General features: G+C 60.4%; 23 protein-coding genes. 6 read left to right on the plus strand and 17 right to left on the minus strand.

What is annotated here, in order from left to right; translation table 11 throughout:
- Positions 1-61: 61 nt before the first annotated feature.
- The 11 genes from ureG to ACEN2R_RS05145 all read right to left on the minus strand — a co-directional run bounded on the left by ureG (position 62) and on the right by ACEN2R_RS05145 (position 7,787).
- Complete coding sequence (gene ureG / locus ACEN2R_RS05095; protein ID WP_442039867.1) at positions 62-682, minus strand: urease accessory protein UreG; 621 nt, start codon at positions 680-682, stop codon at positions 62-64.
- Positions 679-1,314, minus strand: coding sequence for an urease accessory protein UreF (locus ACEN2R_RS05100; protein WP_442039869.1), 636 nt, complete (start codon positions 1,312-1,314; stop codon positions 679-681). The genes ureG and ACEN2R_RS05100 overlap by 4 nt, the downstream gene beginning before the upstream one ends.
- Positions 1,314-1,835, minus strand: a complete 522-nt coding sequence (locus tag ACEN2R_RS05105; protein WP_442039871.1) for an urease accessory protein UreE — start codon at positions 1,833-1,835, stop codon at positions 1,314-1,316. The genes ACEN2R_RS05100 and ACEN2R_RS05105 overlap by 1 nt, the downstream gene beginning before the upstream one ends.
- A 22-nt stretch (positions 1,836-1,857) precedes the next feature.
- On the minus strand, positions 1,858-2,085 hold the full coding sequence (locus ACEN2R_RS05110; protein ID WP_442039873.1) for a DUF1127 domain-containing protein: 228 nt from the start codon (positions 2,083-2,085) through the stop codon (positions 1,858-1,860).
- 225 nt (positions 2,086-2,310) lie between these two features.
- The gene (locus tag ACEN2R_RS05115; RefSeq protein WP_442039875.1) at positions 2,311-2,538 is read right to left on the minus strand and encodes a hypothetical protein; all 228 of its coding nucleotides are present in this window, start codon (positions 2,536-2,538) and stop codon (positions 2,311-2,313) included.
- A 138-nt stretch (positions 2,539-2,676) separates the two neighbouring features.
- A complete protein-coding gene (ureC, locus tag ACEN2R_RS05120; RefSeq protein ID WP_442039877.1) occupies positions 2,677-4,386 on the minus strand; it encodes an urease subunit alpha in 1,710 nt (569 codons plus the stop codon).
- A 9-nt stretch (positions 4,387-4,395) separates the two neighbouring features.
- The gene (locus ACEN2R_RS05125; RefSeq protein WP_442039879.1) at positions 4,396-4,710 is read right to left on the minus strand and encodes an antifreeze protein; all 315 of its coding nucleotides are present in this window, start codon (positions 4,708-4,710) and stop codon (positions 4,396-4,398) included.
- Between the two features lie 41 nt (positions 4,711-4,751).
- On the minus strand, positions 4,752-5,057 hold the full coding sequence (locus ACEN2R_RS05130; RefSeq protein WP_442039880.1) for an urease subunit beta: 306 nt from the start codon (positions 5,055-5,057) through the stop codon (positions 4,752-4,754).
- Positions 5,058-5,112: 55 nt separating this feature from the next.
- On the minus strand, positions 5,113-5,415 hold the full coding sequence (locus tag ACEN2R_RS05135) for an urease subunit gamma (RefSeq protein WP_442039882.1): 303 nt from the start codon (positions 5,413-5,415) through the stop codon (positions 5,113-5,115).
- 8 nt (positions 5,416-5,423) lie between these two features.
- Positions 5,424-6,251 (minus strand): urease accessory protein UreD, encoded by an 828-nt coding sequence (locus tag ACEN2R_RS05140; RefSeq protein ID WP_442039884.1) that lies wholly within the window; start codon positions 6,249-6,251, stop codon positions 5,424-5,426.
- A gap of 351 nt (positions 6,252-6,602) precedes the next feature.
- Positions 6,603-7,787, minus strand: a complete 1,185-nt coding sequence (locus ACEN2R_RS05145) for an NAD(P)/FAD-dependent oxidoreductase (RefSeq protein WP_442039886.1) — start codon at positions 7,785-7,787, stop codon at positions 6,603-6,605.
- A 239-nt stretch (positions 7,788-8,026) separates the two neighbouring features.
- Between ACEN2R_RS05145 and ACEN2R_RS05150 the strand changes: the two genes are divergently transcribed.
- Positions 8,027-8,776 (plus strand): helix-turn-helix transcriptional regulator, encoded by a 750-nt coding sequence (locus tag ACEN2R_RS05150; protein ID WP_442039888.1) that lies wholly within the window; start codon positions 8,027-8,029, stop codon positions 8,774-8,776.
- Positions 8,777-9,099: 323 nt separating this feature from the next.
- Here the strand turns inward: ACEN2R_RS05150 and tsf are convergent, their stop codons facing one another.
- The 3 genes from tsf to ACEN2R_RS05165 form a co-directional block, all read right to left on the minus strand.
- Positions 9,100-9,975, minus strand: a complete 876-nt coding sequence (gene tsf, locus ACEN2R_RS05155) for a translation elongation factor Ts (RefSeq protein ID WP_442039890.1) — start codon at positions 9,973-9,975, stop codon at positions 9,100-9,102.
- Positions 9,976-10,053: 78 nt separating this feature from the next.
- Positions 10,054-10,824: a 30S ribosomal protein S2 gene (gene rpsB, locus ACEN2R_RS05160; RefSeq protein WP_442040031.1), complete on the minus strand. Its 771-nt coding sequence runs from the start codon at positions 10,822-10,824 to the stop codon at positions 10,054-10,056.
- A gap of 167 nt (positions 10,825-10,991) precedes the next feature.
- Positions 10,992-11,720 (minus strand): alpha/beta fold hydrolase, encoded by a 729-nt coding sequence (locus ACEN2R_RS05165; protein ID WP_442039892.1) that lies wholly within the window; start codon positions 11,718-11,720, stop codon positions 10,992-10,994.
- Positions 11,721-11,910: 190 nt separating this feature from the next.
- Here ACEN2R_RS05165 and ACEN2R_RS05170 point away from each other — a divergent pair, with 190 nt between their 5' ends.
- The 4 genes from ACEN2R_RS05170 (at position 11,911) to ACEN2R_RS05185 (ending at position 15,140) form a co-directional block, all read left to right on the plus strand.
- Complete coding sequence (locus ACEN2R_RS05170) at positions 11,911-12,804, plus strand: PfkB family carbohydrate kinase (protein ID WP_442039894.1); 894 nt, start codon at positions 11,911-11,913, stop codon at positions 12,802-12,804.
- Positions 12,801-13,736 (plus strand): pseudouridine-5'-phosphate glycosidase, encoded by a 936-nt coding sequence (locus tag ACEN2R_RS05175; RefSeq protein ID WP_442039896.1) that lies wholly within the window; start codon positions 12,801-12,803, stop codon positions 13,734-13,736. Before ACEN2R_RS05170 ends, ACEN2R_RS05175 begins: the two co-directional genes overlap by 4 nt.
- Before the next feature lie 75 nt (positions 13,737-13,811).
- Positions 13,812-14,516 (plus strand): DUF502 domain-containing protein, encoded by a 705-nt coding sequence (locus ACEN2R_RS05180; protein WP_442039898.1) that lies wholly within the window; start codon positions 13,812-13,814, stop codon positions 14,514-14,516.
- A 9-nt stretch (positions 14,517-14,525) separates the two neighbouring features.
- Entirely contained in the window at positions 14,526-15,140 is a 615-nt protein-coding gene (locus tag ACEN2R_RS05185) for a LysE/ArgO family amino acid transporter (RefSeq protein ID WP_442039900.1), read from the plus strand.
- On the opposite strand, the gene ACEN2R_RS05190 is transcribed toward ACEN2R_RS05185, so the two are convergent.
- Together ACEN2R_RS05190 and ACEN2R_RS05195 are read right to left on the minus strand one after the other, a co-directional pair.
- A complete protein-coding gene (locus ACEN2R_RS05190) occupies positions 15,133-16,167 on the minus strand; it encodes a patatin-like phospholipase family protein (RefSeq protein ID WP_442039902.1) in 1,035 nt (344 codons plus the stop codon). The two genes, ACEN2R_RS05185 and ACEN2R_RS05190, sit on opposite strands and share 8 nt — an antisense overlap.
- A 37-nt stretch (positions 16,168-16,204) precedes the next feature.
- Entirely contained in the window at positions 16,205-16,978 is a 774-nt protein-coding gene (locus ACEN2R_RS05195) for a 3-hydroxybutyrate dehydrogenase (protein WP_442039904.1), read from the minus strand.
- A 368-nt stretch (positions 16,979-17,346) separates the two neighbouring features.
- On the opposite strand from ACEN2R_RS05195, the gene ACEN2R_RS05200 reads away from it, so the two are divergent.
- Positions 17,347-19,128, plus strand: a complete 1,782-nt coding sequence (locus tag ACEN2R_RS05200) for an extracellular solute-binding protein (RefSeq protein ID WP_442039906.1) — start codon at positions 17,347-17,349, stop codon at positions 19,126-19,128.
- 194 nt (positions 19,129-19,322) lie between these two features.
- Here the strand turns inward: ACEN2R_RS05200 and ACEN2R_RS05205 are convergent, their stop codons facing one another.
- Positions 19,323-19,946 (minus strand): helix-turn-helix domain-containing protein, encoded by a 624-nt coding sequence (locus ACEN2R_RS05205; RefSeq protein ID WP_442039908.1) that lies wholly within the window; start codon positions 19,944-19,946, stop codon positions 19,323-19,325.
- Positions 19,947-19,979: the final 33 nt, after the last annotated feature.

Below are 19,979 nucleotides of genomic sequence, written 5' to 3' on the forward strand. Positions count from 1 at the left end.
CTGGCCTGTCTTTGGCATTCTTCTCGGCCCAAATACTCTCGCGCGACGCGCGTCTGGCGGATCAGTCGACGTCCAGACCGCCCTCGGACACGATGAAATCCACAATGTCCGCGATGCCCTTGTCGGTGCGCAGGCTGGCCATGACATAGGCCCTGGCCCCGCGGGCCTGTTTCGCATCGGATTCCAGCAACACCGGATCAACCCCGACATAGGGGGCAAGGTCGATCTTGTTGATCACCAACAGATCGGCGCGGGTCAGGCCGGGGCCTTTCTTGCGCGGAATGTCCTGCCCTGCGGCGGTATCAATCACATAGATCGTCAAATCCGCAAGTTCCGGGCTGAATGTGGCGGCAAGATTGTCACCACCGGATTCGATCAGGATCAGGTCAAGGCCAGGGATTGTCGCATTCAGGTCGGCGATTGCGGCCAGATTGATGCTGGCATCCTCGCGGATGGCGGTATGCGGGCATCCGCCGGTTTCGACGCCTCTGATCCGGTCAAGGGGCAGTGCCTGCGCCCGCATCAGAAATTCGGCGTCTTCGCGGGTGTATATGTCGTTGGTGACAACGGCCATGGAATACCGGTCGCGCAGGGCGATGCACAGGGCGGCGGTCAGGGTGGTCTTCCCCGCCCCGACGGGGCCGCCGATGCCGACGCGAAGGGGGCCGTTCGGGCTGCTCATGTCTTGAATATCCTCACATCCATGGTTTCGTGCTGCATCGAGGCAAGATCGGCACGAAATGTCGCGGTTCCGATATCGTCCAGCCCGGCCGTTGCCGCGCGCGCCGCCGTGTCCAGAATGGCACATTGAAGCGCGGTTTGAACCGCCTGACCGTCCGACTGCCCCAAAGGGACAAAGCGCACAGCGATTTGCACCAGATTGGCCACCATAGACTGAAGGAACAGCCCGACGGCCGCCGGTTTCGGCACGCCAAGCGCCTGTGCCGCAGCCCCAAGCGCCACGGGGTAGGGCATGGGCGGGTGCGCCTGATCTGTCAGCCTGTTTGTGGTGCGCAACAGCGCCGTGCCAAGGTCCATCGTCTCGGACAGACGCTCGCGGCTCGGGGCAAGGGCGCGGGCATGGGCGGTCAGCGCGGGCAGGTCGGCGCCCTTGTCCAGCGCCAGCGCGAACAGAACCGCGTCCGTGTGGCCGGACCCGCAAGTGACCAGATCGGCGATCCAGTCCCGCAAATCATCGGCGCTGCGCACGCAGCCCGCCTCGATCGCCCATTCCAGACCCTGACTATAGGCGTAGGCCCCGACGGGAAACCCGGCGGACAGCCATTGCACAAGGGTCAGGTGACCCGCATCCATCAGTCGTGCCCATGTTCATGATCATGCCCGTGATCGTGGGTGTGATCATGCCCGTGATTATGGGTGTCGGGCGCGTGGCTGTGTCCCATTGTGCGCCCCATGCCGTAAGCCCCGCCTTCGGGGCGGAACGGCGCGGTGATGTGGTGAATATGGGCGCCGAGTTGCAGCAACATCGCCTCAAGAACATGATCGCGCAGGATCAACAGGCGGTTCGGTTCAATCTGGCAAGGGGTGTGGCGGTTTCCGATGTGCCAGGCAAACCGGGGCAGGTCGCCCATCACCTCCAGCACATCCTCGTCTGCCGCGACAACCTCGATCAGCAGTCCACCGACAAGCTGCAGCGCATCGCCGTGGTTCAGACTGACCGTTTCGGGCAGATCGACCAGCACGCTTTCGTCATTCGTGGTGGTCAGACGCTTTCGACGCAGCAGGCGCTCGTCATAGCTTAATACCACACGGCCAGAAACCTTGCGGCCGTGACCGGCGCGGATCAGGGCGCGGGCGGGGGGAAGCACGCTCATGCTGCCCCCCCGTCGGTATGGTTCAAAGGTAGAACATGTCGCCGAATACGTGACGCACAATGCCGTCGCGGGTCAGGCCGCGTTTTGCCAGTTGTGCATCGCTGAGACCGTTCAGGAATTCCACCTGACGCATGCGTGTGTTGCTTTCCGCAATCTGGACCATCAAGCCGAAAAAGGCGCGAAAGGGGGCTGCGGCGACTTGTGCCAGCCCCTGTGGAAAGTGAATGCTTTTCAGCGCGAGTGTTGTCATTGGAAACATCCTTGAAGATGAAAGAGTGTTTCCTCCCATACATCGAATATGCTGGGCCGCGCCGGTCGCCGCAACCCCCGAGTGCGAAGCCCTGCGTTGCATTTTTTGCATGGCTGGCAATGGTTTTTGCGCGAATGTTAATGTGATTTTGCGCACCAATACCCCCACCCAGACGGGGCGAGGGTAACCGCGTTGCAACGACCGGATACGGAAGATCGAACCGCGTCAGATGTAAAACAAGTCGCGGAACACATGCTGTGGAATGCCGTCGCGGGTCAGGCCCATTCCGGCCAGTTCCGCATCGGTTTTCGCATTGAGCCGAAGGATCTGATCCATCCGCGAGCGACGTTCTATATAGGCGTTGAACCCCATGCCGACTGTCGCGAAGAACGAGTCGAGTCTGGCGCGCAAATGTGACGGCAGAATCTGGGTGTTTGCAGTTGTATAAGCCATTGGAAACCTCTTGCGTTTGATTGCAAAGTTTCCTCCCATAGAGTGAACTATAGGTCATAAGGCGTGACGTTTCCATGACGCTTTGCGCATATCCGCCATGCAGGGGCAGGGTGACTGGCATTTTTGAACCCTCCGTCCTCAGAACATGAAATAGCGTTGCGCCATCGGCAATTCGGTTGCCGGGGTACAGGTCAGGATTTCGCCGTCGGCCCGCACCTCGTAGGTTTCGGGGTTCACCTCGATCATCGGCATGGCGTCGTTCAGCACCATGTCGGCCTTGCCGATGCCGCGGGTGCGTTCCACCGCCACCGTCGATTTCGCCAACCCCAAAGACCCGGCGATGCCCGCCGCCTGTGCGGCCCCGCTGACAAACAGCACCGCAGACCGCTCGACAGACCGCCCGAAGGCCCCGAACATCGGTCTGGAATAGACCGGCTGCGGCGTCGGAATGGATGCATTCGGGTCGCCCATCTGCGCCATGACGATTGTGCCGCCAATCAGCGACATATCCGGCTTTACCCCGAAAAAGGCCGGGCTCCACAGCACCAGATCGGCGCGTTTGCCGACCTCTATGCTGCCGATATGCCGGGAAATCCCCTGCGCGATGGCGGGATTTATCGTGTATTTCGCGATGTAGCGGCGTACGCGGATGTTGTCGTTGTTGCCCGTTTCCTCGGCCAGACGCCCGCGCTGCACCTTCATCTTATGGGCGGTTTGCCAGGTGCGGATGATCACCTCGCCCACGCGGCCCATCGCCTGACTGTCGGACGACAGGATGCTGAAGGCCCCCATGTCATGCAGGATATCCTCTGCGGCGATGGTCTCGCGCCGGATCCGGCTTTCGGCAAAGGCCACATCCTCGGGGATCGACTTGTCCAGATGGTGGCAGACCATCAGCATGTCCAGATGCTCTTCTATGGTGTTGACCGTGTAAGGCATCGTCGGGTTGGTGGACGAGGGGATGACGTTGGGCTGGCTGACCACCTTCATGATGTCGGGGGCATGGCCGCCGCCGGCGCCTTCGGTGTGAAACGCATGAATCGTGCGCCCCTTGATCGCGGCCAGCGTATTCTCGACAAAGCCGCTTTCATTAAGGGTGTCGGTGTGGATCATCACCTGCACATCCATGTCGTCAGCCACCGACAGGCAGCAGTCGATGGCGGCGGGGGTGGTGCCCCAATCTTCGTGCAGTTTCAACGCACATGCGCCTGCCGTCACCATCTCTACCAGCGCCTCTGGCTGGCTGGCGTTGCCCTTGCCCGACAGCCCGAAATTCATCGGAAAGGCATCGAGCGATTGCAGCATCCGCCCGATATGCCAGAGTCCGGGGGTGCAGGTGGTGGCAAGCGTGCCATGGGCGGGGCCAGTGCCGCCGCCCATCATCGTGGTGATGCCGGAATGCAGCGCATCCTCGATCTGTTGCGGGCAGATGAAATGGATATGGGCGTCAAACCCGCCCGCGGTCAGGATCCGCCCTTCACCGGCAATAATCTCGGTTCCTGGGCCGATGATGATATCGACCCCGTTCTGCGTATCGGGATTGCCCGCTTTGCCAATTGCGGCAATCAACCCGCCTTTAAGCCCGACATCGGCCTTGTAGATCCCAGAATGATCGACGATCAGCGCGTTGGTGATCACCGTGTCCACGGCGCCGCCCGCACGGCTGACCTGCGATTGCCCCATGCCGTCGCGGATCACCTTGCCGCCGCCGAATTTCACCTCTTCGCCATAGGTGGTCAGATCCCGCTCCACCTCGATGACCAAATCGGTATCGGCCAACCTGACCCGGTCGCCGGTGGTGGGGCCGAACATATCGGCATAGGTGGCACGGGATATTCTGGCGGGCATGTCTGGCTCCTATTTGATCGTCATTCCGCGTTTCGAAAGGCGTTTCGCATTGGCGGTCGTTTTCTTGCGCAGCGGTTTCATCGCTGCCATCATCACCTGATCCGGGCGCTGGCCTTTGGATGCGGCCTCGATCGCGCTTGCGGCGGCTTCAGCGAAAGCCGGGCCTTTCTCGCTCACCATCCGGCTGTTCTCTGTCGGCAGAACCGACCAAAATCCGGCCATTCCCATCAGGCGATAGGCCACGACCTCTTGGGTTTCAGCGACAAGATGCCAAGCCTCCAGTCCGGTCTGCAACAAATCAAGTGGTTTTGGAAACTGCGACATAGTCCGATACTCCTCATACTCACAAACACTCCAACCTGTCCTTAAACGCTCCCCATGACAGCAGCATTAAAACCGTACACCTTTCGCGCCCCGCCAAACGGCACCAGTTGCACGTCGCGGGTCTGGCCGGGTTCGAACCGCACGGCGGTGCCTGCGGCAATATCCAGCCGCATACCGCGCGCGGCGATCCGGTCGAACGACAGCCCGGCGTTGGTCTCGGCAAAATGGTAGTGGGATCCGACCTGAATAGGCCGGTCTCCGGTATTCGCCACGCTCAGGGTCACGGCCCCGGCGCCCGCGTTCAGAACAATATCGCCCGCCATGGGCATGACTTCACCGGGTATCATGCGTTTAACCCCTTCTTTGTTCTACAAATATCCATTCCACCCTCTGTCGGCCCGCTCACCGGATCGGGTGATGCACTGTCACCAACTTTGTCCCGTCCGGAAACGTTGCCTCGACTTGCACATCCGGGATCATCGACGCGATTCCCGCCATACATTGCTCTGCCGTGATGACATGCGCGCCCGCCTCCATCAGATCGGCAACCGAGCGGCCGTCGCGTGCCCCCTCGACCACATAATCGGTGATCAGCGCGATCGCCTCCGGATGGTTCAACTTCACCCCGCGTGCCAGCCGTCCGCGGGCCACCATGGCCGCCAGGCTGATCAGCAGTTTGTCTTTTTCGCGGGGGGTCAGGTTCATTTCAATCCTCAGATTTGCCAGACACGGGGCAGGGGAGCACCGCGCAGGGCGGTCAGCACACGGACAAGCCCTTGTTTCAGCCGTTGCGCATCGGCGCTTGCAAACCGCGCGACGCATTTTCCGTCAAAGGCGGACGCCGCCGCCTCGATCCCCTCCATGGGGAAAATATCCCGCAGAAGGCTTTGCGCATCCTCGCATTTCGCATCCGCATCGACCAGGATCAACGTCGCAAAAGCCTGCGCGCGGTCCAGGCACGCCCGACGCCCCGCAAGCGCGTGCGCATTTATCCGCACAGGGTCGATCAGTACAGGCGCGCCGTCCCGCAGGATCCGCCGCGTGTCGTGAAAGGTGAAACCGCTCATCTGCTCGTCCATGGCGCTGCGGCCCAGAACCACGCTTTCCACCATCAAGAACCGGGCATCCCGCGCCAGTTCCACCGTGGTCGTGCGGCGCAGCGCCGATCCGTTGAACAGGATGGTTTCCTGCGGCAGCCAGTCCAGCGACGCGCCAGCTCCAAGGGTCAACGACACCGTCATCGACGCCACACCGTCCAGCACCGCATAGGCACGTTCGGCGGTCTGGGTCGTGCCGACCGCATGGCACCCGGCGTCAAGGGACAGGCGATGCGCCATCCGGTCACCGCCGGTCAAACCGCCGGACGTATTCAGAAAGACGACCTCCGGTGCCGGATCATAGACCTTGGGCAGGAACGCCTTGGCCGATCCTGTCTGGAACAACCGGCGCAACGCTGTGCGCGCGTTCTTCTGGCACAGTTCGACCTCGGCGCACCCATGGGTGCGTTCCAGAACCGGGCGAAGAGGCGCTGTATCCAACATCCGTGCAGATTATCCGTTCCACCGCTGCGGTCATCAGCGCGTCTGTGTTTCAGGCAGGGCACCAGTGCGAAGATGCAAGGATGCACATAAAATAGGCGCACATGATTAATGACAGGGCGGTTTGTAAATCGCGGATGTTCGGCGGGAAACGCTTTTTGTCGCGATTACGTCCTCATGCCATTTTGATAGGTTCCAAAACGGAGTTGAGGTGTTTGTTTCCGGTGATCGCCATCATGGATGGTTGGCCACTGTTCCGACATATAAGATTCGCATAATCAGTATTATGTAAATATTTTGCGTCACGCAGCGAAGGACATCGCGAGAACTAAGCCTAATAATGACCTGTTATCGCTAAACAATTGCAACTTCCAGAAACGGCTTGCCCGCTAAAATCCGCTCCACCCCGAGATCGGACAGATCCAGTGTCTGATACGCGCCTGTCAGGATGATCTCTGCCAGACCGCGCCCGACGGCTGGTGCCTGTTGCAACCCGTGACCGCTGAAGCCGTTCATCAGGAACAGATTTGGAAAATTCGGATGCGGCCCCAGAATCGCGTTCTGGTCCAATGTGTTATACGCATAGTGTCCGACCCACATGCTGCGCACGCGGGCTTCGTCAAATCCGGGCACGCGGTGATAGATCAGCGGCCAGATGATATCCTCAAAGGCGCTGTGATCCGGCTCGAAGTCGTCCGGTGCCACGGCTGCATCGTGGTCCGGCACGATGGCGCAGATCCAGCAACCATGTTCCGGCCGCATGTAAAACCCTGACGGGTCAACCATCAACGGCGCATCGGCATGTCGGGCGTTCGGCGCTTCGACCATGAAAACCGTTCTTTTTCTTGGCTCTACGGGCAGTTCCTCGCCTACCATCCGCAAGATATCGGCGGCATTGGGGCCTGCCGCATTCACCACCACACCCGCAGACACCGTGCCGCCATGCGCCAGCGTCACGCCCGTCACGCGGCCCGAATGTGTGGTTACTCCGGTGACCGTGTCGTCGATATTTTCGACGCCACCCGCGCGGGCGGCGGCACGAAAGCCCTGCATCAGGCCCATATTATCGAACCAGCCTTCGTCCCTTGTGCCGAATGACCCCAGAACCACATCTTCGACCGACAACCACGCAAATCGTTGCGCCAGTGCATCCGGGTCCATCAATACTGTGCCGGCCCCATGGGCGCACTGCATTTCCGCGGCATCACGCATCACCGATGCGCCTTGGGGGCTGCATGTCAGGAAAAGATAGCCGTTCTCGCGCAGGCCAAGTGAGTGAACATCGCGACCTAATCCTATGTTTTCTTTGAAATTTCTGATAAAGTCGACACCAAATCTGGAAATCTCGACATTGACCGGATTGGTGAATTGCTGCCGGATCGAGGCGACAGACAAGGCGGTCGAACTACGGGCATAGCTGCGGTCCTTTTCGACGACCAGAATGCGCAAAGGCCTGTCGGCCAGCCGCGTCAGCCAAAAGGCAACCGAGCTGCCCATCACCGCGCCGCCGATGACAATCACATCATATCCGGATTTCATTCCACCTGCCCCGCTCGTTCAGGACTTTTGTAGCATCCTGCCAAGCCACGGCAAGCCTCGACATCAGGGTCGGCATACCGCTAAAGTGGAGTTCTGTGGTGCAGTACTATCGGGCGTGGTCATGGTGATAATTTTTGCGTGCGTGGGGTTGGTTGATCCTGCGCCGATGAGACGTTATGGATTGACCGGCTTATTCATCTTTTCGTGGTCACGGATGAACTTTTGGATCGAGGAACGCAATGCTTCGCCATTTCGAGACCCTACTGGACAGTCGGACAATCGAAGATATCTGGACATGCCATACCGCCAAGATGGCTGAATACGGCTTTGACCGCCTGCTTTATGGTTACACCCGCGCAAGAACCAATAAATCTTTCGGTGACCCGCAGGACATGATGGTCCTGACCAATCACGACCCCACCTATGCCGATCGTTTTATGAACGACGGCCTATATAACCACGCGCCAATGGTGCAATGGGCCACGGAAAATACCGGCGCTTGCAGCTGGGGCTGGATCGAACAGCAGGCCCGCGCCGGCAATCTAAGCCCCAGCGAGTTGAAAGTGATCGAATACAACCGGTCGATGGACGTTACCGCCGGTTACTCCGTCAGCTTTCTTGACGTTTCCGTCCGCGCCAAAGGCGCTATTGCCCTGACTGCGGCAAAAGGCATTGCGCAAGCCGAAGTCGACGACATGTGGGCGTCTTGTGGTCGTGAAATTATCATTATGAATAAAATAGTCCACCTGAAACTGATCAACCTGCCCTATGCCTCTGCCCGTCGACCGTTGACGAAACGCCAACGCGAGGCGCTTGAATGGGTCGGTGATGGCAAGACGACGCAGGATATTGCCCAAATTATGGGCCTGACCCCCGCCACCGTCGAAAAACATCTGCGCCTCGCACGAGAATCGCTGGATGTAGAGACAACGGCCCAGGCGGTGCTTAAGGCCTCGTTTCATAATCAGATTTACGTACTCGAACTTTGATCTCAGGTCTTGACCAATTGGTCAGGTAAGGAATCCCTTACTTTCTTTACCTTAGGGAAACTGCGACCTTATATATGTTCCGTGAGTGGTGGCGTTAGCCTAGGAACACCGGATTGTGACGCCTTTGTATTATAAGGAAAAGCAGTTCGACCGGGCAACCGGACGCCGGGTCTGCGGGGTGTATAGGTCACCTTTGCGCTGGCACCTTAAGTGGTGTTCCAGTCCTCATCCCCAATCTGGTTTTGGGACTCCACAAAAGGGAACGGTGCAGACCTTGCGGGCTGCACCGTTTTTTTTCTATCATCGTGATTGTTTTGGCAATCTTAGCCTTGGGCGACTTTTGCAACTTCCGCTGCGAAATCTTCCACAACCTTGTCGATGCCTTCGCCCACTTCCAGACGCGCAAAGCCGATGATTTCGACACCTGCATCCGCGGCGGCCTGGCCGACGGTGATGTCAGGGTTGATCACGAACTTCTGCCCCAGAAGGGTTACTTCCTCGAAGAACTTCGCCATACGGCCAACGATCATCTTCTCGATCACGGCCTCGGGCTTGCCGCTTTCGCGCGCCTGCTCGGTCAGGATGTTCTTTTCACGCTCGACCAGCGCGGGGTCGATATCGGCTTCGGACAGCGACGCGGGGTTGGACGCCGCGATGTGCATTGCGATCTGCTTGCCGATGCCGTTGTCGGCACCTTTCATCGCGACCAGAACGCCGATCTTGCCCATGCCGTCAGCGGCAGCGTTGTGCACATAGGCGGCAACGCTGTCACCTTCCAGCGCGCTCATGCGGCGAACCGACATGTTCTCGCCAACGGTGGCAACTTTTGCGACAACGGTGTCGGCGACGGACATGCCGCCCATGTCGGCTGCGTTCAGCGCGTCAATGTCGGACACACCCAAAGCGGCCGCCGCAATCCCTGCAACCATCGACTGGAATTCAGCGTTTTTCGCGACAAAGTCGGTTTCGGAGTTCACTTCGACCGCAACGGCCTTGCCATCCTTGACGGCAACGGCAACAAGGCCCTCGGCTGCGGTGCGGCCGGACTTCTTGGCGGCTTTTGCCAGACCCTTGGTGCGCAACCAGTCAACTGCGGCTTCGATATCGCCATCAGTTTCGATCAGCGCTTTTTTAGCGTCCATCATGCCTGCGCCGGTGCTGTCGCGCAGGTCTTTTACCATAGCTGCGGTGATTGCCATCTTGGCTCTCCTCGAATGGAATTTAAACGTGTCGGGCGCAGCCGTAACTGCGCCCTGTATCATATCCGTGACAAAGGCTTATGCCTCTGCTTCGGCCTCGGCGATTGCCTCTTCTGCGGGGGCATCGACCATTGCGCCGATGTCAACGCCAGCGGCGCCCATCTGTGCGGTCATGCCGTCCAGTGCCGCACGGGACACCAGATCGCAATACAGGCCGATGGCGCGGGCTGCGTCGTCATTGCCGGGAATCAGGTAATCAATACCGTCTGGCGAAGAGTTGGAGTCAACGATTGCGATAACCGGAATGCCCAGCTTTTTCGCTTCGAGGATCGCAAGATCTTCCTTGTTCACGTCGATGATGAACAGCAGGTCGGGAACGCCGCCCATTTCGCGGATGCCGCCAAGGGATGCCTGCAGTTTTGTCTGCTCGCGCTCCATCGACAGACGCTCGCGCTTGGTCAGGCCGGATGCGCCTTCGCCAAGCTGCTCGTCCAGGTTTTTCAGGCGCGCGATCGACTGGGAAACAGTTTTCCAGTTGGTCAGCGTGCCACCCAGCCAGCGGTGGTTCATGTAGTATTGCGCACATTTTTCGGCGGCGTCGGCGACGGGGCGCTGTGCCTGACGCTTGGTGCCGACGAACAGAACCCGGCCGCCCTTGGCAACCGTGTCGCGCACAGCCTGCAACGCGCGGTCCAGCATAGGAACGGTCTGCGTCAGGTCGAGAATGTGAATACCGTTGCGGTCGCCGTAGATATACGGTGCCATACGGGGGTTCCAGCGCTGTGTCTGGTGACCAAAGTGTACGCCAGCTTCAAGCAGCTGACGCATGGAGAATTCTGGAAGCGCCATTTCGGTGTCCTTTCCGGTTTGCGCCACGACGGGGACAAGGGCAGTTGCCCAACCGGCGGACCTCATGGGATGTCTCCCCACATAGGCCCAAACCCCGTCTGCGGATTTAAAGTAGCCGGCACATAGCCCAAGTCCCTGCCCTGCGCAAGCCCCAAGCGGTTATCGCGTCAGGCTGCCTGTGCCGTATCGACCGCCTGACGCAGCAGCCCGCCAAGGGCCGTGATCCGCCGGCGCAGGCGCCAGGGACGGTCCGCGATCGCCAGACCTATGACATCAGACAGAGCCGACCGCTTTTTCAAATCTCTCGCAAGGTTATGGCCATGGTCAGGAAAGATATAGTGGTGGATATTCGGACCTTCGGGGAACTGGGTCGCATGGATCAGTTCATCTTCGGACCCGCCGTGCAGAATGACATAGGAGGTTCCCGCCTGCCGAAGGTTTTCCACACGGTTGAATCGCATCACCTCAATGCGTTTGCGATGATACATCCAGCGGGTTTCCTGCGGCACGATGCGTGGATCGACGGAAAACTGCGGCACAAAGGCAATCACACGGTCGAACTGCGTCAGCCTGGACAGGTGCAGGGCCATTGTGCCGCCCATACTATTGCCAAGCGCCGTGACAGTTTCCGCGCCGATCTGACGGGCTGTCGCTTCGATATAACGCACCAGAAGTTCGGCCAGCCCATCGCGGTTCAGCCAACTGCGCCTGATATCCGTTACAAAAAGAACGTGGTTTTCGCCATTGTTGCTGGCGGCCCCCGGAAATTCCGCAGGCTGAACCTCTTTTCGAGAGTTTCCCACCCCGGAAAAACTGACAACCATATGCCGTGATGTTCCGGGCATATATCGAAGCATAAGCGCCCCGTCTTCGTAAAGGGTGTGTATATCAGTCATGGAACCGGTTCGAATTGTTACTGTTTTTACTTAGATTGCGCCAGAACGTGGCAACAATAAGGCCCCGCTTTCTGAAAAGCATTGCGCAAATCACTTTCTACCCGGTCTTCTCGGTGCAAATACTCGCTTTTCCACCGTTCCGCCCAACGCACCGCTTGCAGTGGCGCGCGGGCTTCGCCACAACGCCTACATGATACCGAAACCAGACATCCTTTGCATCGGCTCTGTCCTGTGGGACGTGATCGGCCGGTCTTCGACCCCGATGCGTGTCGGGTCAGACGTGCCGGGCCGCATCACACGCCTGCCGGGCGGCGTGGCGATGAACATTGCCATGACCCTGCGCCGCTTCGGTCTGACGCCCGCGCTTCTGACCGCCATGGGCCGCGACGCCGAGGGGCTGGACCTGCTGGCAACCTGTCGGCGGATGGGGATGATCACCGACCATATTTATCTGTCCGACGATCTGCCTACTGACCGCTATATGGCAGTCGAAGGCGCCAACGGGTTGATCGCCGCGATTGCCGACGCCCATAGCCTCGAGGCGGCAGGCGCCAAAATTCTGCGTCCGCTGGCGGATGGCCGTCTGGGCACCGCCGCCCTGCCCTATGCCGGACAGGTCGCGCTGGATGGCAACCTGACCACCGCGCTGCTGGACGAGATCGCAAAAAGCCCGCTGTTCGCCGCCGCCGATCTGCGCGTGGCCCCTGCCTCGCCGGGCAAGGCGGAACGGCTGTTGCCGCTGATGGGCCATCCCCGCGCCACGCTTTATGTCAACCTCGAAGAGGCCGGCATCCTGTGCCAGACACAGTTCGACACGTCGATCAAGGCCGCCGCCGGTCTTCTGGCTCGTGGGGCCGCCCGCGTGCTTGTGACCGACGGCGGCAATCCCGCAACCGAAGGCACCGATGCCGACCTGATCACCGCCACCCCGCCCCCTGTGCTTGTGACCCGCGTTACCGGTGCAGGCGACACCTTCATGGCTGCCCATATCGTCGCCGAGGCACAGGGGGCCGACCGCGCCGCCGCCCTTGACCGTGCCTTGCAGGCCGCCGCCACCTATGTTTCCGGAGAACCCGATCAATGACCGCCCTGCCCGATTTTCCAATGATCTTTTCCCCCGAAGTGGCCCGCGCCCGCGCAGACGGCACGCCCATAGTGGCGCTTGAAAGCACGATCATCACCCACGGCATGCCCTATCCGCAAAACGTCGAGGCCGCCGCCCTCGTCGAGGCAGAGGTCCGCGCCCATGGGGCCACCCCCGCCACCATCGCCGTGCTCGACGGGACCCTGCACATCGGCCTGACGGATGCGCAACTGGCCCAGTTGGGGCAGGCAAGCCATGTCGCCAAACTGTCGCGCGCCGACCTGCCCGCCTGCATCGCCACGGGCGGCACCGGCGCCACAACGGTTGCCGCAACCATGATCGCGGCGCATCTGGCGGGCATCCACGTCTTTGCAACGGGCGGCATCGGCGGCGTTCACCGCGGCGCGGAACTGACCTTCGACATTTCCGCCGACCTGCGTGAACTGTCGGAAACTGCCGTCACCGTCGTGGCGGCAGGGGCCAAGGCAATCCTCGATCTGCCCAAAACACTCGAGGTTCTGGAAACTCTCGGCGTGCCGGTCATCACCTATGGCCAAAGCGATTTTCCCGCCTTCTGGAGCCGCGCCTCGGGCTTGCCTTCGCCCTTGCGGATGGATGACGCGGCCAGCATTGCCCGCGCCCACATAACACGCGTCCGCATGGGCCTTCCGGGTGGCCAACTCATCGCCAACCCGATCCCCGTGGCGGATGAAATCGACTATGCCATCCTGTCGCCGATGATCGAAATCGCCCTGGCCGAGGCCGAGGCGCAAAAGATCAGCGCAAAAGACGTGACGCCCTTTCTGCTTGACCGGATACTGGAGCTGACGATGGGCCGCTCGCTGACCTCGAACATCGCGCTTGTGCTGAACAATGCGCGCCTTGCCTGCGAAATCGCCCGTGAAATGGGCAGACAGATGTCGAAAAGCTGATCTGGCCCGCCACGCCGTGTTGTAGTGCCCTTCACCACCGCCTACATTCGCCCAAGATCAAGGAAGCGCGCATAGATGCAAGACCTATTCGAAAAACCCCACGTCGAGCGGCGCAAGGCGCGTCCCTTCGCGCGCCTCCGGTCGAACTTTCTGACCGGATTAGTCGTCGTGGCCCCGATCGGCCTGACCCTTTGGCTGATCTACAGCGTCACAGGATGGATCGACAGTTGGGTTCTGCCCTTTGTGCCAAATCGCTTCCGGCCCGAACTATACATCGGCATCAACCTGCGTGGCGTCGGCGTCATCATCTTCCTGATCTTCACCGTGCTTATCGGCTGGCTGGCCAAGGGCCTTCTGGGGCGCTCGCTGTTGCGCTGGGGCGAAAACCTTGTGGACCGGATGCCAGTCGTCCGCTCTGTCTACAACGGGTTGAAACAGATCGCGGAAACGGTTTTTGCCCAGAACGAGTCATCGTTCGAAAAGGCGTGTCTGGTGGAATACCCCCGCAAGGGCATCTGGGCCATCGGCTTTGTCTCGACCAACGCCAAGGGCGAGATCGCGCGCAAGACACCGGGCCAGGGCACGCTGGTCAGCATCTTCCTGCCCACAACCCCCAACCCGACTTCGGGGTTTCTGCTGTTCGTGCCGGAATCCGATGTCACCTATCTGGACATGAAGGTCGAGGATGCGGCAAAGCTGATCATCTCGGCAGGGCTTGTCTATCCCAATCCCAAAGATCCGGCGGTGCCTGCCGCCGGAACATCCGCCGCACAGTCCTGACCTGTTCAGATGATCACAGCGGCAGCCACCGGCTTTTTCACGGCATTCTCGCTGATCCTCGCGATCGGCGCGCAGAACGCCTTTGTGTTACGGCAAGGGGTGTTGCGAAAACACGTGGGCTGGCTGTGTCTGCTGTGCGCGGGGTCCGATGCGCTGCTGATCAGTGCGGGCATCCTGGGGTTCGGCGCGGTCACGGCCCTATACCCCGCCTTGCCCGCGATCATGGGCGTGTCGGGGGCCGCGTTCTTGTTCGTCTACGGCGCGATGCGCCTGAGGGCGGCCTGGCGCGGCGACTATGCGCTGGTGCTGGCGGGCCAGTCCGGCAGCCTGCGGGCGACGCTGGTCACCGCCTTCGCCTTCACCTGGCTGAACCCGCATGTCTACCTGGATACGCTTGGCCTGATCGGGGCCGTCTCGACGCGGTTCGAACCTGCGGCGGACAAGATCGCCTTCGGTATCGCCGCCGTTTCCGCCTCGTTCGTGTTCTTCTACAGCCTCGGCTTCGGCGCCCGCCTTCTGGCACCTGCCATGCAAAGCGCAAAGGCGTGGCGCGTCCTTGATCTGGGGATCGGGGCGGTGATGTGGGGGCTGGCAGCCGGATTGTTGCGCAACGCGGTCAGTTGAACGCCGCCGCCAGATCAACCGTGCCATTGCGCCCAAGATCGTCCCGATGATGCTGCAAGAACCTCTCTGCCGCCGCATAACCCGCCTCGCGCAGGCGGTGTAGCAGATAGGGGTTCGGCGTCATCTTCGTCGTTGCCGACAGCTCGTTCATCAGGGCATCATCCGCGATCATATGCACCAGAACGTCCTTCATTGTCCCCGCGCGCAATGCACCCGCCCCCAACAACCGCTTGACGAAATTGATCGCCCGCAACTCGCGTAACAAGGACGAGTTGAAGCTGATCTCGTTCACGCGGTTCTGGATCTCGGCCGGTGTTGTCGGAACCTCGTTGCGAACCAGAGGATTGATGTTCACAATCACCAGATCGTCGGAAAACTGCGGCTCGAACAGCGGAAACAGCGCCGGATTGCCGGAATAGCCGCCATCCCAGAACGCCTCGATCTTGCCTGTCGCGGGGTCCATGAACTCGACCGCCTGAAACACCGTCGGCAGGCAGGTCGTCGCCAACAGGACATCCGCCGAAATCTCTGCCCCCGAAAACACCCGGATCTTGCCGCTGCGCACGTTTGTGGCCGACACGAACAACGCAGGCCCACCGGCGGCGCAGACATGTTCGAATTCGAACCGCTCGGCGATCTTCGCCAAAGGGTTCCGGTAGGCGGGACCAAAGGAATAGGGGCTCATCACCGTGCTGACCGTGTCGGCAATAGAGAACGGCCCCGCGCGTTCCATCATCTGCGCTGCCATCGCCGGGCCGGGACCGAACAGTGCCATCCAGCCAGACATCCGCATATCGCTGACCGCCCCCATCTGGCCCCAAAGCCAGGCAAGGTTCTCTTTCGCGGCCACCCGTCCCCCCTTGACCATCCCCGCCTTCAGCGCGGCACCGTTCAGCGCCCCCGCCGACGTGCCGGAAATCGCGCCGATCTCGATGTCGTCGTCATCAAGCAACCGGTCCAGAACGCCCCAGGTGAACGCTCCGTGGGCACCACCGCCCTGAAGGGCAAGGTTGATCCGCTTTACCATCTACTTGGTCCAAATATCCTCGCCGAAGGCATTGAAATCACAAGGCGGTCCATCCGCCATCCACGCTGATCGTCGTGCCGGTGATCTGGGTTGCCGCGTCGGAACACAGGAAGACCGCCGTGCCGCCCAGTTGCTCGACCGTGGCAAATTCCTTTGACGGTTGGCGCGCCAGCATGACCTCGCGGATCACCGTCTCGCGGTCCATGTCGTATTCCTTCATCGTGTCGGGGATCTGCGCCTCGACCAAGGGGGTCAGCACATAGCCCGGACAGATGGCGTTGCAGGTGATCGGTGCCGTGGCGGTTTCCAGCGCCACGGTCTTGGTCAGGCCGACGATCCCGTGCTTGGCCGCGACATAGGCCGATTTGTAAGGCGAGGCGGTCAGCCCATGCGCCGAGGCGATGTTGATGATCCGCCCCCAATCCCGTGCCCGCATTCCGGGCAGCGCGGCTGCGGTGGTATGAAACGCCGAGGACAGGTTGATCGCGATGATCGCGTCCCATTTGGCGGCGGGGAATTCCTCGATCGGGGCGACAAACTGGATGCCGGCGTTGTTCACCAGAATATCGCAGGTGCCCGCCTTTTCGATCAGGGCGCGGCAGTCGTCGCCCTTCGACATATCCGCCTGAATATAGCGCACGGTCACGCCGTGTTCCCTGGCCATATCCGCCGCCAGCGCATGATCGGCCTCGGTATCGGTGAAAGAGTTCAGCACGATGTTCGCACCCGCCTTCGCCAGTTCGTGCGCGACCCCCAGGCCGATGCCAGAGTTCGACCCGGTGATAACGGCGGTTTTTCCTGCAAGCGACATAGCGACACTCCTGATCCAGACAATTGCGTTGTGGTCACTATAGATGCTGCAAGTGCAAAGGAAACATCAAAGCGGGCGACATACCCCGGATGTGAAGCGGCACCGCGGCGCAGTCTGTGGGCAATATGCAAGACAATCTGCGGGCAAAAAAAAAACGCCAGCACGAAGCTGGCGTTAAGTTATTGAGGCAGGTTTCATACAGGCAAGAAACCTATCGAGCAGTGCCCTCTTTATAAGCAATCTGCCGCCGCTGGCCAAGCTAAAAGTTTGAAAAGGCTGGAAAGGCCCGTTACTACTAAACGCCAACGTATAAAGGGGTCACAGGGATTGTCGCCGCAATGAGATCAAAATTATTACAGACCATCCGCATGGCAAGCGCCGCAATCCTGCTGGTTTTTGGGGGGGGATTCGCATCTGCCGAACCGTCGCATGGCATAGCTATGTATGGTGACCCCGCGCTGCCACCTGATTTTGTGTCATTGCCTTATGTCAATCCAGAGGCACCAAAGGGCGGGCGCATCGTTTTCGGCGAGGGCGGCGGGTTTGATTCACTCAATCCGCACATCCTGAAAGGCCGCGCGCCCTACGGTGTGCAGTCCTATGTTTTCGAAACTTTGATGGGCCGGAACTGGGACGAACCCTTTACGCTTTACGGTCTTTTGGCAGAATCGGTTGAAACCGGACCGAATCGGGACTGGGTGGAATTCACCCTGCGCCCCGAGGCAAAGTTCTCGGATGGCTCTGCCGTGACGGCCGAGGACGTGCTTTGGTCCTACGAGACATTGGGCACCAAGGGGCACCCGCGCTATCTGGGCACCTGGGCCAAGGTCGCGAAAGCCGAGATCACCGGCGCGCGCAAGATCCGCTTTACCTTCAACGTCGCCGACCGCGAGCTTGCGCTGTTGATGGGAATGCGCCCGATCCTGAAAAAGGCCCAATGGGAGGGCAAGGATTTCGCGGCATCGACGCTGGATGTGCCGATCGGGTCCGCGCCCTATGTGATTTCCGATTTCAAGGTCGACCGTTATGTCACGCTGAAACGCAACCCCGACTACTGGGGCAAGGATCTGCCCTTCATGCGCGGTCAGGCCAATCTCGACGAAATCCGATATGACTTCTACTCTGACGGCGGGGTGATTTTCGAGGCCTTCAAAGGCGGCGAGATCACGACCTACCGCGAAGGCAACGCGGGTAAATGGGACAGCGCCTATGACTTTCCCGCCATCGGGTCCGGCGATATCGTCAAGTCGATCATCCCGCACCAGCGCCCGTCCGGGATCAGCGGTCTGGTGATGAACACCCGCCGTGCCCTGTTCAAGGATTGGCGCGTGCGCGAGGCGATGATTCAGGCGTTCAACTTCGAATTCATCAACCAGACCCTGAACGGCGGAACCGAACCACGGATCACATCCTACTTCTCGAACTCGGTTCTGGGCATGGACCACGGCCCCGCCGAGGGCCGCGAGGCAGAGCTGCTGGCGCCGTTCTACGCCGATATCCCCCCCGGCGCGATCGAGGGCTATGCCCTGCCCGTCTCGGATGGCACCGAACGCAACCGCGCCAACATCGGCCGCGCGATGAACCTGATGGCAGAGGCAGGATGGACCGTGCAGGAGGGCGTGATGAGGGACGCGAACGGCACCGCGTTCAGCTTTGAAATCCTGCTGGCACAAGGCTCTAGCGAGCAACAGTCGATCGCCGACATCTATGCCTCGGCGCTGAAACGCCTTGGGATCACGGTCAACATCAATGTCATCGACCCCGCGCAGTTCAAAGAGCGCACCAATGCCTATGACTTCGACATGACGAACTACACCCGCTCGATGTCGCTTAGCCCCGGAAACGAGCAGATGCTGTATTGGGGCAAGGACGGCGTCACCGAACCCGGCACCCGCAACTGGATGGGCATGGACAATCCCGCAGTCGAGGCGATGGTGACTGCCATGTTGACCTCGGACACACGAGAGGACTTCATCGCCGCGACCAAGGCGCTGGACCGTGTGCTGACCTCGGGGCGGTATGTCATCCCCACATGGTATTCGGCATTTTCACGGATTGCCCACGCCAGACAGTTGAAATATCCGTCGCGTATTGCAATGTACGGCGACTGGATCGGTTTCCAGCCCGATGTCTGGTGGTACGAGGAATAAACGCAGATGCTACGTATTATGGTTATGACTTCGCTGTTGGCGCTTGGCGCCTGCAACACGATTGCCGGCGCCGGAGAGGATGTATCCGGCGGCGCGCGCCGCGTTCAAAGCTGGTTCTGACACCGCTGACCCTGACGGCATCGCCCTGATCCGCCCTTGCAAAAAGGGCGGGTCGGTCTTTGACCGGGCACAGGTCAGGCCAGCGACGTGACCCACATGATCATCGCGTCCTCTTCCGAGATCGAGATGACGTTATGCCCCATCGTGGCGTCATAATAGGCGCTGTCGCCGCGCTTCATCTCGACCGGCTCGTAGAATTCCGTGTAAAGTCTGATCGCGCCGGTCAGAACATACAGGAATTCCTCGCCGTCGTGCCGCACCCATCCGTCGAACTCTGCCACATCGCGGGCCCGGATGCGGGCGCGGTAGGGCAACATCTGCTTTTTGGTCAGACCGTTCGCCAATAACTCGTGCTCGTAGGTTACCGTGGCGTGGCGGCTGCCCTCACCCGATTTCGTCACCGACATCCGCCCGTTGACCTGCGCCCGGGACGGGGGCGTGAACAGCTGTGGCACAGAGATTTGCAGCCCTTCCGCCAGCTTTTTCAACGCCTCGTAGGTGGGCGACATCTGGCCGTTCTCGATCTTGGACAGCGTCGATCGCGCCAGCCCCGCCTGATTTGCCGCCTGTTCCAGCGTCCAGTCCCGCGCCTTGCGCAACTCGCGGACACGCGCCCCAAGGTTCAGGGGCTGGGCATGAACCTCTTCACCGCTTTCGCGGGCAAGGCGGATAAGGCTGGTTGGGTCAGGGTCGCTCATGGCGCATGATATAGTCGCAATACAGCCCCCCTT

It is taken from the genome of Pseudogemmobacter sp. W21_MBD1_M6 (genome assembly GCF_052119585.1).
Lineage (GTDB): Bacteria > Pseudomonadota > Alphaproteobacteria > Rhodobacterales > Rhodobacteraceae > JBGQOJ01.